13 protein-coding genes are annotated in these 15,537 nt (G+C 68.5%); 3 read left to right on the forward strand and 10 right to left on the reverse strand.

The window, feature by feature from the left end:
• Window positions 1–351: 351 nt before the first annotated feature.
• Window positions 352–1,566 (forward strand): porin, encoded by a 1,215-nt coding sequence (locus tag CFB40_RS24310; RefSeq protein WP_089427612.1) that lies wholly within the window; start codon window positions 352–354, stop codon window positions 1,564–1,566.
• Between the two features lie 224 nt (window positions 1,567–1,790).
• On the opposite strand, the gene CFB40_RS24315 is transcribed toward CFB40_RS24310, so the two are convergent.
• The 8 genes from CFB40_RS24315 to pdxR all read right to left on the reverse strand — a co-directional run bounded on the left by CFB40_RS24315 (window position 1,791) and on the right by pdxR (window position 9,785).
• Window positions 1,791–3,287, reverse strand: a complete 1,497-nt coding sequence (locus CFB40_RS24315; protein ID WP_089432608.1) for an efflux transporter outer membrane subunit — start codon at window positions 3,285–3,287, stop codon at window positions 1,791–1,793.
• A gap of 10 nt (window positions 3,288–3,297) precedes the next feature.
• Window positions 3,298–4,452 (reverse strand): ABC transporter permease, encoded by a 1,155-nt coding sequence (locus tag CFB40_RS24320; RefSeq protein ID WP_089427610.1) that lies wholly within the window; start codon window positions 4,450–4,452, stop codon window positions 3,298–3,300.
• The gene (locus CFB40_RS24325; RefSeq protein WP_089427609.1) at window positions 4,449–5,408 is read right to left on the reverse strand and encodes an ABC transporter ATP-binding protein; all 960 of its coding nucleotides are present in this window, start codon (window positions 5,406–5,408) and stop codon (window positions 4,449–4,451) included. Before CFB40_RS24325 ends, CFB40_RS24320 begins: the two co-directional genes overlap by 4 nt.
• A complete protein-coding gene (locus tag CFB40_RS24330; RefSeq protein ID WP_089432609.1) occupies window positions 5,405–6,379 on the reverse strand; it encodes an HlyD family secretion protein in 975 nt (324 codons plus the stop codon). Before CFB40_RS24330 ends, CFB40_RS24325 begins: the two co-directional genes overlap by 4 nt.
• Complete coding sequence (locus CFB40_RS24335) at window positions 6,376–7,083, reverse strand: TetR/AcrR family transcriptional regulator (protein ID WP_089432610.1); 708 nt, start codon at window positions 7,081–7,083, stop codon at window positions 6,376–6,378. Before CFB40_RS24335 ends, CFB40_RS24330 begins: the two co-directional genes overlap by 4 nt.
• A 253-nt stretch (window positions 7,084–7,336) precedes the next feature.
• Window positions 7,337–7,759 (reverse strand): cupin domain-containing protein, encoded by a 423-nt coding sequence (locus CFB40_RS24340; RefSeq protein ID WP_089427606.1) that lies wholly within the window; start codon window positions 7,757–7,759, stop codon window positions 7,337–7,339.
• A gap of 10 nt (window positions 7,760–7,769) precedes the next feature.
• Window positions 7,770–8,207 carry a carboxymuconolactone decarboxylase family protein gene (locus CFB40_RS24345; protein ID WP_089427605.1) on the reverse strand — a complete coding sequence of 146 codons (438 nt, stop codon included), beginning with the start codon at window positions 8,205–8,207 and terminating at the stop codon, window positions 7,770–7,772.
• 93 nt (window positions 8,208–8,300) lie between these two features.
• On the reverse strand, window positions 8,301–9,785 hold the full coding sequence (gene pdxR / locus CFB40_RS24350) for a MocR-like pyridoxine biosynthesis transcription factor PdxR (RefSeq protein WP_089432611.1): 1,485 nt from the start codon (window positions 9,783–9,785) through the stop codon (window positions 8,301–8,303).
• A 318-nt stretch (window positions 9,786–10,103) separates the two neighbouring features.
• Between pdxR and CFB40_RS24355 the strand changes: the two genes are divergently transcribed.
• Window positions 10,104–11,021: a LysR family transcriptional regulator gene (locus CFB40_RS24355; RefSeq protein WP_089427603.1), complete on the forward strand. Its 918-nt coding sequence runs from the start codon at window positions 10,104–10,106 to the stop codon at window positions 11,019–11,021.
• A 162-nt stretch (window positions 11,022–11,183) separates the two neighbouring features.
• Complete coding sequence (locus tag CFB40_RS24360; RefSeq protein WP_089427602.1) at window positions 11,184–11,933, forward strand: SDR family oxidoreductase; 750 nt, start codon at window positions 11,184–11,186, stop codon at window positions 11,931–11,933.
• Window positions 11,934–12,029: 96 nt separating this feature from the next.
• Here CFB40_RS24360 and CFB40_RS24365 read toward each other — a convergent pair whose 3' ends face one another.
• Both CFB40_RS24365 and CFB40_RS24370 read right to left on the reverse strand, forming a co-directional pair.
• Window positions 12,030–13,667 carry a glycoside hydrolase family 32 protein gene (locus CFB40_RS24365; protein ID WP_089432612.1) on the reverse strand — a complete coding sequence of 546 codons (1,638 nt, stop codon included), beginning with the start codon at window positions 13,665–13,667 and terminating at the stop codon, window positions 12,030–12,032.
• Window positions 13,668–13,819: 152 nt separating this feature from the next.
• On the reverse strand, window positions 13,820–15,406 hold the full coding sequence (locus CFB40_RS24370; protein WP_089432613.1) for a glycoside hydrolase family 68 protein: 1,587 nt from the start codon (window positions 15,404–15,406) through the stop codon (window positions 13,820–13,822).
• Between the last annotated feature and the right edge of the window lie 131 nt (window positions 15,407–15,537).

Below are 15,537 nucleotides of genomic sequence, written 5' to 3' on the forward strand. Positions count from 1 at the left end.
ACGTCAGCGATCCTTCGCGGCGGCGTGAATCGTGGTGTCAGTCACGGTCGCGCATTGGTAAGACGTATGTTGCCGAAGGCATCTGACGACATCCGACGGACGCGTTGCACCCGTAAAAATGTAAAGCTAGGGTTTTCACCGGGAAATGCCGGAAAAGCCCGCCGCGTAAGCGTTTTCAGGTGTTATGTAACCGCTTGGTGAACCCCTGCGTTGCGTCGATCATACGATGACCGACTGCGCGTGTTGGGAAATAATCGGTAATCCGTCAGAATCCCGTCGGCATGTACTCGCACATGTGTCAGTCATAAAACCACACCAGAAAAGAAATCATTCTTTGAGGACGGAGAATCAATGAAAAAGCGCGTCGCTTTCGCCATGACGGCAGTCGGTCTCGCAGCCGCTACCGCCGCCCACGCCCAGAGCAGCGTGACCCTGTACGGTATCGTCGACAACGGTCTGGCTTGGCAGAACAACTCGTCGGCCGTCGGCGCGACCACGGGTGGTCACTCGAAGGTGCAAATGTCCACCGGCGTGTGGGCAGGCAGCCGCTTCGGCCTGAAGGGCAGCGAAGATCTCGGCGGCGGCACGAAGGCGATTTTCCAGTTGGAAGCCGGCGTCAACACGGCTAACGGCTCGTCGCAGTGGACCAACGGCATCTTCACGCGTCAGGCGTGGGTTGGCCTGACCAACAGCACGTACGGTACGCTGACGGCCGGCCGCCAGTACACCGCGTACTACACGCTGCTGTCGCCGTACAGCCCGACGACCTGGCTGACCGGCTACTACGGCGCGCACCCGGGCGATATCGACTCGCTGGATACGAGCTACCGTGCGAACAACTCGCTCGTCTACATGTCGCCGAAGTTCTACGGCTTCACGGTCGGCGGTTCGTACTCGTTCGGCGGCGTCGCAGGCGCGACGAACCGCGGCTCGACGTGGAGCGCGGCGATCCAGTACCTGAACGGCCCGGCAGGCATCGCGGTCGGCTACCAGAAGGTCAACAACGCGACGCTCGGCGGCGGCGTGTGGGGCGCGAACTCGACGGTCCAGAACGGCCTGACGGCAACGGGCGACGGCAACCAGCCGGCTGTCTCGTCGATCAACAACGGCTATGCCACGGCGCAATCGCAACAGCGTATCGCCGTGACGGCGGGCTACCAGTTCACGCCGGCATGGGACATTTCGGCATCGTACTCGAACGTCCAGTACACGCCGGGCACGGGTTCGGCGTTCCGCAACACGGCCATCTTCAACACGGCAGGCGCCGTGCTGCACTGGAAGGCAGCCGCTCAGTGGGACTTCGCAGCGGGCTACTCGTACACGGCGGCAACGCAGTCGAACGGCATCACCAGCTCGGCCAAGTACCACCAGGTCACGCTGTCGCAGTACTACAGCCTGTCGAAGCGCACGGGCCTGTACGCAGTTGAGGCTTACCAGCACGCCAGCGGCAACACGCTCGGCAAGAGCGGCATCATCGCTGCAACGACGTCCATCGGCGACGGCGTGGGCGCAGGTTCGAAGCAGAACCAGATCGGCCTCGGCGTCGGCCTGATCCACCGCTTCTAAATGCCGCGCGGCGCGTGAGCGCCGCTTACGGTATGCGGTTGAAGAACCGGCCTTCGGGCCGGTTTTTTGTTTGCGGTACGTATTAAGTGTATTCCGGTGCCGTCGCCGGCCGGCATCGACCGGATGAGGACGGCGACGAAAGCCGCGCCAGACAAGCGCACCGCTCATGCGGTGCCCGGCGTGCAGACGGCAGCATCCGGCCGGTGCCAATGTCGTCCATCCGATCACTCCGCCGCGTCATCCGTCCAGCTTCCCGCCAGCGCCTGAAACAGCGCCGCCGTATCGGCGAGCCGGTCGGCCTGCGCGCGCGTCCGGTCGAGCGCCGTCTGCAGCGCCTGCCGCTGCGCGTCGAGCAGGTCGAACGTGCTGATCCCGCCCGCCGCGTAACGGTCGCCGGCAATCCGGTTGCTGGCCGCCGCTTCCTGCGCGGCGATGTCTCTCGCCTGCAATGTCGCCGCGTCGTGCTCGACCGCGCGCATTGCGTCGGCCACCTGCTGCAGCGCCTCGAGCACGGTTTCACGGTAGCTCGCGAACGCCGCTTCGTACGCCGCTTCGGCCGCACGTTTCTTCGCGCGCAGTTCACCGCCATGAAAGAGCGGTTGCGTCAGCCCGAGGCCGACATTCCACACGTTGAGCCCGCTCAAGAGATCCGCGATGCGCGTGCGCTCCGAGCCGATTCCCGCCGAAATCGACAAGCGCGGATACAGGTTCGCGGTGGCCACGCCGACGTTCGCGCTCGCCCGGTGCAGCATGGCTTCGGCCGCGCGGATGTCGGGGCGTTCGCGCGCGAGCGTCGACGGCAGCGCAACGGGCAGCGTGCGCGGCAGCGCGAGCGCATCGAGGGAGAGGTCGGGCAGCACGGCATCGGACGGCGGCACGCCGAGCAGGATCGCGAGCCGGTGGCCGGCCTGCGCGAGGCGGGCCTCGAGCGCTGGCAGCGACGCCCGCGTCTGCGCGAGCAGTGCGCGTTGCGCATGCACGTCGGCCTGCGAAACGCCGCCCGCCGCGAAACGCATTTCGACGATGCGCAACTGCCGCGCCTGCGCATCGATCAGTTGCCGCGTGAGCGCGACCTGTTGCGCGAGCGACGCGCGCAGGATCGTGGTCGCGACGATATTTCCCGCGAGCGTCAGGCGCGCCGCGTCGAGCGTGTACGACTGGTAGTCGACCTGTGCGCGCAACGCTTCGAGCGCGCGCCGGTTGCCGCCGAACACGTCGAGTACATACGACACGCTCACCGACGCGTCATACAGCGTGAACGGCCCTGGGCTGGGCACGTTGGCGGGCAGGCCGAACGCGGTTGTATTGACCTGCTCGCGCGTGGCCGACAGGCTCGCATCGACTTTCGGCAACATCGTCGCGCCGGCTTCGGCCGCATGGTTCTGCCGCGCTTCGTCGAGTCGCGCGCGGGCCTCGGCAAGCGTCGGGCTGTTGTGCCACGCGGTATCGACGAGCCGGTTCAGCGGTTCGGAGCCGAACTGCGTCCACCAGTGCCGCGGCGTATGCGCGGCCGATGCGAACATCTGCGCGTCGCCAGTCGGGGCGGCAGTGGCGACCGTCGTCGCGGGCGGCTCGCCGCGCGTGTAGTGTTGCGTGGCCGGCGCATCCGGCGCGTGGAAATCCGGCCCGACCGCGCATCCCGCGACGAGCAGCGCGGCAGCCAGCGCACAGCCGCGAGCAGCAGGGTCGACGTGGAAGGAGCGACGCGAAGCCGGTTTCATCGTGTCGCGCCTAGTCGAGCGTACGTCGGTAGAAGCGCAGCGCGACGCCCATCACGACGACGGTGAACAGCGCGACCGGCCACACCGACGGCCACAGGTCGCTCCAGCCGTTGCCTTTCAGCAGGATGCCGCGCACGAGGCGGTTGAAGTAAGTGAGCGGCAGCAGGTTGCCGATGAACTGCGCCCACTTCGGCATCCCGGCGAACGGGAACATGAAGCCCGACAGCAGGATGTTCGGCAGGAAGTAGAACACCGCGAGCTGCATCGCCTGCAACTGGTTCTGCGCGAGCGACGACAGCGTGATGCCGACCGTCAGGTTCGCCGCGATGAACAGCAACGCGGACAGGTAGATCGCGAACACGCCGCCGACGAACGGCACGTCGAACACGAAGCGCGCTGCGGCGACGATGATCGACACCTGGATCAGCCCGATCAGCACGTACGGGATGATCTTGCCCGTCATCACCTCGAGCGGCCGCACGGGCGTCGCGAGCAGGTTCTCCATCGTGCCGCGCTCGCGTTCGCGCGTGATCGCGAGGCCCGTCATCATTACCATCGTCATCGTCAGGATCACGCCCATCAGCCCCGGCACGACGTTGTACTGCGTGATGCCCTCGGGGTTGTACAGCCGGTGCAGCACGACGTCGAATGCGGCCGGGCGGCCGTTCAGGTGGGCGAGCGGGCCCGTCAGGTCCTTGTCGGCGACGGGCTGCACGAGGCCCGGCAGCGCGCCGATCGCCGACGCGGTCGCGACGGGATCGGTCGCGTCCGCCTCGACGAGCAGCGACGGACGTTCGCCGCGCAGCAGCCGTCGCGAGAAATCTGCCGGCACGCTTAGCACGAACTGCACGTCGCCGCGGGCGAGCGCATGCCGGCCGGCCGCCTCGTCGGGCAGCGTCTCGACGATGTCGAAGTACGCGGAATTGCGCATCGCGGCGATGAAGCTGCGCGCGAACGGGCTCGCATCCGCGACGATCACCGCGGTGGGCAGGTGCTTCGGATCGGTGTTGATCGCGAAGCCGAACAGCGTGAGCTGGATGATCGGCACGCCGACGATCATCGCGAACGTCACGCGGTCGCGCCGCAGCTGCAGGAATTCCTTCAGCACGATGCTCCACCAGCGGGCGACCGAAAACGCGTCGCGCAGGCGCGCCCACGCGTTCATGACGACGCTCCGCCGGGCGGCCCGGATGCGCGGCCCATCATGTAGATGAAGACGTCCTCGAGCGCGGTGTCGATCGGTGCGACCTGCAGCGCGGCAGACCCGTCGGCTTGCGCCGCGACCTGCGCGAGCGTCGCGTCGAGCCGCGCCTGATCGCGGCCGCTCACGTGCAGCGCCGAGCCGAACACGACCGTCTGGTCGACGCCCGGCATCGTGCGCAGCCGCGCGGACAGTTCGCTCAGATGCGCACCGGTGATCGCGCGGGTCACGAGCCCCTGCGACGCGACGATCTCCGCCGACGTCCCCTGCGCGAGCAGCTCGCCGTATGCGATGTACGCCAGCTTGTGGCAGCGCTCGGCCTCGTCCATGTAGTGCGTGCTGACGAGCACCGAGATCCCTTGCGCGGCCAGCCGGTGCAGTTCTTCCCAGAAGTCGCGGCGTGCGGCCGGATCGACGCCGGCCGTCGGTTCATCGAGCAGCAATAGCGCCGGCTCGTGCAGCATGCAGGCGGCCAGCGCGAGGCGCTGCTTCCAGCCGCCCGACAGCGCGCCCGTGAGCTGGTCCGCGCGGCTCGCGAGGCCGAGCCCGTCGAGGGCGCGCGCGACGGCCGCCTTGCGGTCGGGCATCCCGTACACGCGCGCGACGAAGTCGAGGTTCTCGCGAATCGACAGGTCCTCCCAGTACGAGAAGCGCTGCGTCATGTAGCCGACGCGCCGCTTGATCTGCGCGCTGTCGCGCACGATGTCGTAGCCGAGGCAGGTGCCGCTGCCCGAGTCGGGCGTGAGCAGCCCGCACATCATCCGGATCGACGTGGTCTTGCCGCTGCCGTTCGGCCCGAGAAAGCCGAAGATCTCGCCGCGCGCGACGCGCAGCGACACGTCCTTCACGACGTGCTTGTCGCCGAAATGCTTGTTCAGGCGATCGACGTCGATCGCGTACGGTGCGGGCGGCGCGCTCATGGCACCCTCACGGCGACGGGCTGGCCCGGATGGAGCTTCGGCGCGTCGCCGACGGCCGGGCGCGCCTCGATCATGAACACGAGCTTGGTCCGGCTTTCGTTGCTGTAGATCACGGGCGGCGTGTATTCGGCCTCGTTCGACACGTAGGTGATGCGTGCGGGCACGTCCGCCGCACAGCCGTCGCAGTGAATCGCGACCGTGCGCCCCGGCGCGAGCGAGGCGATCGCGGCCTCCGGCACGAAGAAGCGCACCTTCAGGTTTTGCGGCGGCAGCATCTGCACGACCGGATTGCCGGCCTGCACCCATTCGCCGACGCGGTACAGCGTGTCGTACACGCGTCCGGCGGCGGGCGCGGCGACGCGCTTCTGGTCGAGCTTCCATTGCGCCTCGGCGACCGCCGCCTGCGCGGCGTCGACCTGCGCGGCCTGCGCGGCGACCTGCTGCGCGCGGCCCGGCAGGCGCGCGACGTCGACCTGTTTCCGCAGTTCGCGCATTTGCGCGGCGGTCGTTTGCGCGGACGTGCGCGAATCGTCGAGCTGCTGTTTCGACAGGCCGCCGGCGGCGTACTGGCTTTCGTCGCGCGCGAGTTGCGCGGCGGCCCGCGCGGCCTGCGCGGTGGACTGCGCGAGCTGCGCCTGCGTGACCGCGATTTCCGGCGGGCGCTTGCCCGTCTGCAGGTCGGCGAGCTGCGCGCGGGCGGCCGCGAGCTGGTGCTGCGCCTGCAGCAGCGCGGCCGTTTCGCTGACGGCTTCGAGCGAGAAGGCCGGCGTGCCGGCGGCGAGGGGCTGGCCGCGCGCGACCGACAACTGCGTCAGCGTGCCCGATTGCGACGACGACAGGTACACGAATTCGCCTTCGACGTAGCCCTGGTAGGTCGTGCCGTTGTTCTCCCGGCGTTCGCAACCGGCGAGCAGCGCGACGGCGGCGACGGCGGCGGCCAGCGCGAGCGACCGCGCGCGGGGCGCGTTCACGACGGCCTCCGCGGCGAGGGCGAGCGGGCCCGTGCGCGCGGCGCGGCGGCCGGCGGCTGCATGCCCGACCCGAGCAGCGCGCGGACGTGCCGGTGCAGCACGTCGCGGTCGATCGGCGGCAGGCCGCCGCGCGCGCTTTGCCACAGCTTTGCGGTCGCGAGCGGCAGCATCACCAGTGCGATGATCGAATGGAACAGGAACGCCGGTTCGAGCGCCGGGTTCAGCGTGCCGGCCTGCTGCGCGCCGCGGATGCGTTCGGCGAAGCGCCCGACATGTTCGAGCGGAATGCGCCGGACCATCCGTTCGCGCAGCAATCCGCCTTCGTGGACGATCTCGCGCAGCCAGATCGACGGCAGCCATGGCATGCGGTGCGTGACGTCGAAGAAGCGGTCGACGAGTTCGGCGACGAGCGCGAACGGATCGTTTTCGATTTGCGGCTCGGTCGGTCGCCACACGAACGCGATGACCTGCGCGAGCCGTTCCTCGACGATCGCGTCGAGCAACTGCTCGCGATTCGTGAAGTAGTAGTGGACCATCGCCGACGTGACGCCGGCGGCGGCGGCGATCTGCGCGACGGTCGTCGCGGCGATCCCGCGTTCGGCGAACAGCTGCATCGCGACGTCGAGCATGTGGTCGCGCAGGTCGAAATCGTCGACCGACGGGCGGCGCCCGCGCGGCCTGGCGACGGTGGATTTCGCGTTCATGAAATCGACGCTAATTGATGAGTTAGTTAATTTCAAGGAAGGGTTTCCGCCCGAGATGATCGCGATCAGGCGAGCGTCGAAGGGGGACGCGGGCGAGCGAGGAGGCGACGTGACGCGGCGCGGTACGGCAAGCCGGTGGCGGAGTGTAGGGAGCAGCTAATGGAGAAACGGGAGGCGTGGCGGCCCCACGGTATGGAAAACCGGTCGCGAAGCGGGGCGCGCGCCTGGACGATCGCACGCCCCCGGTGAGCGGTTACTGATCGATCGGCGACGTCAGCGGCACGTGTTCGCCGGTCAACCCGAATACGACGAGCTGAGCGGGCTCGGTCGCGCTCGCGTTGCGCGACACCGGGTGGCGCGAGCCGGGCGCCTCGTACCAGCCTTCGCCGGCGCGGTAGCGGTGCAGCGGGCCGCCGTTCACCTGCGACAGCACTTCGCCTTTCGACACGACCGCGAACACCGAGCCGAGGTGCCGATGGGCTTCGGACGCCTGGCCGGGCGCGTAGTCGACGGTCGCGACGACCGCGAGCTTGCCGGGCGCTTCGGGCACGGCCTGCTGCAGGATCGTGTGCACGTTGTCGCCGGTGTCGTGCGCCCGGGCAGCGGCCGGCAGCAGCGCGACGCCGGCCGCGAGCGAGGCGCACAGGGCGGCGCGACGGAGCGTGGCATCCCTCATCGTCGTCTCCTTACTCGGGCATCTTGCGGAACGCGATCGCGAAGCGGTTCCACGAGTTGATCGTCGCGATCAGCATCGACAGGTCGAACAGCTCCTCGTCGGTGAAGTGCGGCTTCACGGCTTCCCAGACGGCGTCGGGCACGTGGTTGCTGGCGACCAGCGTCAGCGCCTCGGTCCATTCCAGCGCCGCGCGTTCGCGCTCGGTGAAGAACGGCGTCTCGCGCCACGTGACGACGGTGGCCAGGCGGCGGTCGGTTTCGCCGCCGTTGCGCGCGTCGGTCGTGTGCATGTCGACGCAGAACGCGCAGCCGTTGATCTGCGAGGCACGCAGGCGGACGAGTTCGGCGAGCGGCTTTTCGATCGAGCTCTTCGCGAGGAATTCCTCGGCGTTGCGCATCACCTTGATCGCATTCGGGCTGGCGGCGTAGAAGTTCAGGCGCGGTTGCATGGCAGGTCCTTTTCGGTTGGAGCGCACGGTGGCGCGACAGGACCTACTTTAGGACGCATGCTGGCCTGCTTGAATGGCCAATTTCCGGTAAATTCAGGTAACCAGTGCCGAGCCGCCAATGGCGTCCGAACCCAGCAGGCCGGCCAGCGTTGCGAGCGCCGTGTCGATGCGCGGCGTGTCGATCCCGCCATAGCCGAACAGCAGCCCCGCGCGGACCGGCACGCCGACGTGGAACGCCGAGATGCCGTACAGGCCGATGTCCTGCGCGCGGGCCGCGCGGACCAGCGCCGCTTCGTCGAGCCCCGGCTTCAGGTAGGCCGCCAGGTGGATGCCGGCGGTCGGCACGATCGCGTCGAACCACGGCGCGAGTTCGCCGCGCAGATGCGCGATCAGCATCTTGCGGCGCGCGTCGTAGTGCTTCTGCACGCGCTTCAGGTGCCGCGCGAAATCGCCTTCGAGCATGAAGCGCGCGAGCGCCGCCTGCGTCAGCGTGCAGGTGTGCCAGTCGACGATCTGCTTCGCCTTGGTCAGCGCGCCGCGCAGCGCGCGCGGCGGAATCGCGTAGCCGATCCGCAGCTCCGGAAAGATCGTCTTCGAAAACGTGCCGACATACGCGACGAGGCCCGTGCGGTCGAGGCTCTTCAGCGATTCCACCGGCCGGCCTTCGAACCGGAACTCGCCGTCGTAGTCGTCCTCGATGATCACCGCGCGGCGGCGCTGCGCCCATTCGAGCAGCGCGACGCGCCGGTCCAGCGTCATCGGCATCCCGAGCGGGAACTGATGCGACGGCGTCACGTAGACGAGGCGCGCGTCGTCGGGCAGCCGTTCCGTCACCAGCCCCTGCGCGTCGACCGGCACGCCGATCACCGTCGCGCCGAGCGACGCGAACGCGGCGCGGGCGGGCGGATAGCCGGGATCCTCGACCGCCACCACATCGCCCGGCCGCACGACGACGCGGGCAATCAGGTCGAGCGCCTGTTGCGCGCCTTGCGTGACGAGCACGTCGTCCCAGCCGCACGCGACCGCGCGGCTGAACGCGACGTAGCGCGCGATCGCGCCGCGCAATTGCGGATCGCCGGCCGGGTCGTGGTACCGGGCGGGGCCGCGCATCTGCTGGCGCAGCGCGTGATGCAGGCAGCGCCGCCACGCGTCGAACGGGAACAGCGCCTTGTCGGTCACGCCGCCGCGGAAGTCGAAGCCCGGTGTGTCCTGCGGCGTGGGCATCGCGAGCGCGTCGGGCAGGTCGTCCCACAGCGCACGCGCGTCGACCGCGTCGATGCGCGGCGTGTATTCGACGAGGGAGGGCGCCGACATGGCCGCGGCGTGCGGCACGCGCGCGAGGCCGTCGGCGACGAACGTGCCGTCACCCGCGCGCGTATTCAGGTAGCCCTCGGCGACGAGACGCTCGAACGCGTCGAGCGTCGTCTTGCGCGATACGCCGAGCTGTTTCGCGAGGTCGCGCGTCGACGGCAGCCGCGCGCCGCCGGCGAGCCGCCCGTCGACGATCGCGGTGCGCAGTTGCCGGAAGATCTGCCCCGTCAGGTCGTGACGGCCTTCGATGCGGATCGCGATGTCCATCGCAGTGGTTACCTCGATAGCCGAAATTTCGTGCCGATCAGCATACCGGAGGCGACGAAAGAATGGGCGGTTCCGCGCGGCGTGACGGCTTCGCGGGTTTCGCTCGATGCACGAACCGGCCGCACGGTGCAAGGCATCCCGGCAGGGCGACGCGGGCGGCCGGCGAACCTGTGCATCGTGCAACGCTGGCCCGGCGGCATTCGTCAGGGGTGACGGGCATCGCCAGACGACGCGGCCCGGTCGCGCGATTGGACCTCGGCCCGCCGCTGCCTTACGATCCACGACAGATCCACGACAACCCCACACCGGAGCGTGCCCATGCTGTCCGAAGACGAACTTGCGCTGCTCGACGCGATCCGCGCCACCGGCAGCCTGTCGCGCGCGGCCGCGCGGCTCGGCAAGGCGCCGTCGACGGTGTCGCACGCGGCGCGCCAGCTCGAAACGCGCTTCGACGCGCTGCTGTTCGACCGCCGCGGCTACCGGCTGCAGCTCACGCCGGCCGGCCAGTTGCTGACCGACGAAGCGGCGCGGCTGGCGCTGGACGTCGCGCGGCTGACGCAGCGCGTGCGGCAGGTCGCGAGCGGCTGGGAAGACCGGCTGTGGATCGTCAGCGACGAAGTGCTGGAGTTCGACACGCTGCTGCCGGTCGTCCGCGCGTTCGATGCGCTCGACTCGGGCGTGTCGCTGCGTTTCACGCACGAAGTGCTCGGCGGGACCTGGGAAGCGCTGCGCGACGGGCGCGCGGACCTGGTGATCGGCGCGACCAACGAGCCGCCGGCGATTCCCGGTTTCAAGTGGTTCGAGCTGGGCGCGATGGAGTGGGTGTTCGCGGTGTCGCCGCGCCATCCGCTGGCCACCGTGAGCGGCGCGCTGACGCGGGACGCGATCGGCGCGCACCGGGCCGTCGTCGTCGCCGATTCGTCGCGGCGCGCGGCCGGCCGCGCGTATGGCCTGCTCGGCGGGCAGGCCGTGCTGGCGGTGCCGTCGATGCGCGCGAAGATCCTCGCGCAGCGCGACGGGCTCGGCGTCGGCTGGGTGCCGCGCCGGCGCGTGGCGTCGCTGCTCGCGCGCGGCGAACTCGTGGAAAAACAGACGGCCGATCCGCGCGAGCCGAACCTGCTGTATGTCGCATGGCACGGCGACCGGGACGGCCGCGCGCTGCAATGGTGGCTCGAGCAATTGCGCGAACCGCGGCTCGCGCAGCGCCTGCTCGACGGCATCGACGTGGCCGGCTGACGCGGCGCGGAACAGCACGGCACGGAACAGAGCGTTCGTATCCCATCCGCCCAAACATGTTCGATATTTTCGAACATGTTCGTCACGCCCGTCGTACGGCATGACCGGGCGCGGCGCGCATCCTGTGTTCACGGTCAACTCACCGGTTCACAGGAGAACATCATGCAACGCTTCGAAGGAAAGACGGTCCTCGTCACGGGTGGCAACAGCGGTATCGGCCTGGCAGCCGCCAAGGCATTCGCGGCAGAAGGCGCGCGCGTCATCATCACCGGGCGCGATGCGCAGACGCTCGAGGCCGCGCGGCAAACGCTCGGTGAAGGCGCGCTCGCGATCCGCAACGAGGCCGGCAGCGTCGCGTCGGCCCGCGCGCTGGCTGATGCGATCGCGTCGGCGGGGGCGCGGCTCGACGCCGTGTTCATCAACGCGGGCGTCGCGAAGCTCGCGCCGTTCGCCGACAGCGACGAGGCCATGTGGGATCTCGTGTTCAACACCAACGTGAAGGGCGCGTATTTCCAGATCCAGTCGCTGGTGCCGCTGCTGAACCGCGGCGCGTCGATCGTGATCAACGGCTCGATCAACGCGCACATCGGGATGCCCGGCTCGTCGGTGTATGCGGCGAGCAAGGCGGCCGTCAATTCGTTCGCGAAGACGCTGTCGGCGGAGTTGCTGCCGCACGGCGTGCGCGTGAACGTCGTGAGCCCCGGGCCCGTGCAGACGCCGCTCTACGGCAAGCTCGGATTTGACGCGGCCACGCTCGACGAAACGGCAGAGAAGATCAAGGGCCTCGTCCCGGTCGGCCGGTTCGGCACGCCGGACGAGATCGCGTCGACGGTGCTGCACCTCAGCGCGCCGGAATCCGCGTTCATCGTCGGCGCCGAGATCATCGCGTCGGGCGGGATGGGCTTGCTCTGATCGGTGGGGCTCAGGCGGGGGCTGCAACCGGCCGGCGTGATGCCGGGCGGACAGCCCCCGTCACATGCAGGACCGATGGCCGCCCGCCCATCGCATCTATCGCGCCGCACAGGCGTTGTGGCTGTCACCACCAGCTTCGAGCTGCGTCACCGTGAGCCCGGAGAACGTCGCGCGGCCGTGTTCGGCAAATACGGCGACGCGGTCCGCATCGAGCGGCGGGAAGATCAGGTCGGTGAGCGCGACACGGCCGCCGTTCGCGAACACTTCCACCGAACCGTGATCGACGACGATCTCGAGCCGCAACTGCCCGTGCTCGAGCGGCAGGTCCACGATGTGCTCTTTGCTGAACGTGTCGGCGAAATTGGTTTCGCCGGACTGCGAGCGGTCGAGCGTCAGCGTGCGCTTTGCCGTGTCGTACACGATCCGGGTGCCGACCGAGCCATCCGCCGAGCGCCGGACGATCAGGCCGGCACGCGCCGCGTGCTGCGGCGCGAGCGTGACCGTGATGCGCTGGATGACGCCGCGCGTCGCGGCCGACAGCGCACGTGTCGTGGAATCGACCGCGAGATCGCCTTCATGCACGGCGGGCCTGCCGTCCGCCCAGGCGTCGAATGCGGCGGCCGGCGCGACCACGAGCGTCGGTTCGCCGTCGATCGTTTTCAGCGACAGTTCGCGCGGCAGGGTCGTCGCGCCGCGCCACGGCGCGGTCGGCGCTTTCGCCGCGTAATCCCAGTTGCTCATCCACGCGATCGCGACCGGCCGTGAGCCGGGCGCGCCCGAGAAGGTGCCGGCTGCGTAGAAGTCCGCGCCATGGTCGACCCAGCGGAATTGCGCGGGATCGGAGCCGGCGGGCGCAATGCGGTCCGGTGTAAACGTGCGGCCGTCGAAGTCGCCGACGAAGTACATCGCGCCGGAGCCGCCGGCGATCGACCACGGATTGACGTTGACGATCATGACCCACCGGATGCGGGCGGGGTCGCCATCGAGCGGCAGCGGCACGAGGTCGGGCATTTCCCACAGCGCGCCGTCGTGCGGCACGCCCGGCCGCGTGAAGTTGCTCAGGAAATTCCAGTGGATCAGGTCGTCCGAGCGATAGAGCTTCACGACGTGCGCGTCGGCGACGACCGTCGTCATCAGCCAGTAGCCGCCCGGCGCATACCACGACACTTTCGGATCGCGAAATTGCTTCGATTCCGGATCGAGCGTCAGCACCGGATTGCGTGCGTACGGCTGCCAGGTCGCGCCTTGATCGAGGCTGTACGCCAGCGACTGCGCCTGGACGCCCGGCGCGTGACCGGAGCCTGCCTTGTACACGCTCGTATAAAGCGCGACGAGCGGCGTGTGGCCCGGCTTGCCGAGGCCGGACGTGTTGAGCGTGTCGGCGACGATCGAGCCGGAGAAGATTTCCTCCGTCGCGTTCGCGCGCATCGCGACCGGCTGCTCGCGCCAGTGGACGAGGTCGGTGCTCGTCGCGTGGCCCCACGACATGTTGCCCCAGTCGCGGCCGAGCGGATTGTATTGATAGAACAGGTGATAGCGGCCGTTGTCGTAGACGAGCCCGTTCGGGTCGTTCATCCAGTTGCGCTGCGGCGTGTAGTGGAGCGCGGGCCGCCATTGCGGCGTGTCATGTTCGGCCGGTGCGTGGCAAGGCGCGGCAGCGACCTGGGCGCAGGCCACGCAGGCGAGCAGCAACCGGGCGACCCGGACGGAAAAGCGGAAAGACGTCGATATCATGCGGGGTCCCGTGCTCCGCCGTGCAAAGCGGGAAAGGAGGGCACAACCGCTTTCAACGGCGGTGTGCGCGATGGATGGAAGAAAAAAGAGGAGGCGCGCACGCGACACGCGCGATACGCGCCTCCTTAACCCCGTGCCTCTACCAGCGTGCGTTATTGTTGGTTATCCTGATTGCCCTGGCTGTTGCCGCCACCGGTCGCGGGCAGGTTCGCGGGAATGTCGCCGTAGCCGCCGAGTCCGCCGCGTCCATAGGTGCGGTCGACCGCCGTCGACGTGCCGTTGATGTTGACCTTCACCGTCGGCGCGAGCGTGCCGCCGCGGCGCGGGCCGATCGCATCGATGAACGACTCGACGAGCCCGCCCGGCATCACGTAGTGCGAATACGACTGGAATTCACGCGGATTCTGGTTCGGATCCTGCGAATACGGCGCGCCGGCCGGCGCGGAGAAGTCCGTCGGGTTGCCGAGCACGAGGCCGCTGCCGCCGTTCAGCGGCAGGAAGTCGCTGCGGATGCCGTTGCCGACGAAGCCGTACACGCCGTCCGGCCCGTCGACGCCGGCCGCCATCGTCGTGCGGTGGCTGATCGTGAACAGGTAGTACTTGCCGTCCTTCAGGTAGATCTGCGGGCGCTCGGTCTGGTCGTCGACGCAGTTCGCGGACAGAATCGGCGGCAGGAACTTCCACTCGGTCAATTGCGGGTTCGTCGCGATCGCCAGGCCGACATTGGCCTTTTGATACACTGCGCCCGAATTCATCACCGCGTTGAGATCTTCCTTGTACGGATCGTTCGGCGCGTAGCCGAGATCCGCGTTGGTGCAGGTGCGTGCGCCGCGCGGGCCGCCCGTGTTGCCCTCGAAGACCATGTAGGTCTTGCCCGGGTGCGCGGGATCGGTGAACACGAACGGGTCACGAAACGAGAAGTAGGTGTTCTGCTGGCCGGACTGGTAGTAGTTGCCGTCCGGTTGCAGCAGCGCCTTGTGATCGTCGAAGCCGGAGAACCAGACGTGCGTGGCGTCGGCGTGGATGTGACCGTCGGCGCGCGTGATGATCGCCTGCGGCGGCGTGATGTCGGCGCCGCCGGGCGCCGAGCGGTTGAACGACGTCGCGGTGTAGTAGAGGCTGACGTTGTCGCCGTGCGTGAGCCGCGCGGATCCCGACCATTCGGCGTTGTTGGTCATCGGCGCGGTGCCGAACACCTTGGCGCTTGCGCCGTCGGGGAACAGGTGGCCGCCCCAGGTCCAGCCGCCGTTCGCGGGGCGCTGCGATGCGGGGATGCCCGCGCGACGGTAGAAGAAGCCGATGCGCGCATGGACGTGACGGTCGTCGAACGTGTAGCCCGCATGCGGATCGGCGGTGAGCGAGAAGATCACCTCCCAGCCCTTGTAGCTGAGCTGGTTCGCGCGCAGGTCGGCCAGCGGCCATGTGTCCCACACCCACACGTTCGAGTTGATCAGCGGGAAATCCTGCGGGATGTCCGGCATCGTCAGCGCTTGCGGCAGCGAGTTCTTGTCGGCACCGGCGGTATGCGACTGCGCGACGATCTGGCGGATGTCCGCTCGCGTCCAGCGCATCGTGAAGTTGCCCTCGGGATCGTAGGCCTGCTGCGTATGGGGCGTGGGCAGGGGCGCGCCCGTGCCGCTGGACTGCGCATGCGCGACGGACGCGAAGGCGGCGAGTGCGCCGCCAGCGAGCAGCAAACGTTTGGTCGCGATCGGGCGGAAAAGGGGAAAGTATGTCATCTCGTCGTCGTTTCCTGGGAAAGTGAAAGTGAACGGCTGAGTGGGCATCGATGTCCAAACCGGTTTGGATGCTATTTCAAACCGGTTTGGAACGCAAAAGATATTTATTTGACGGTAATCGTTACCAATTG

The sequence above is a fragment of the Burkholderia sp. AU31652 genome, assembly GCF_002223155.1.
Lineage (GTDB): Bacteria > Pseudomonadota > Gammaproteobacteria > Burkholderiales > Burkholderiaceae > Burkholderia.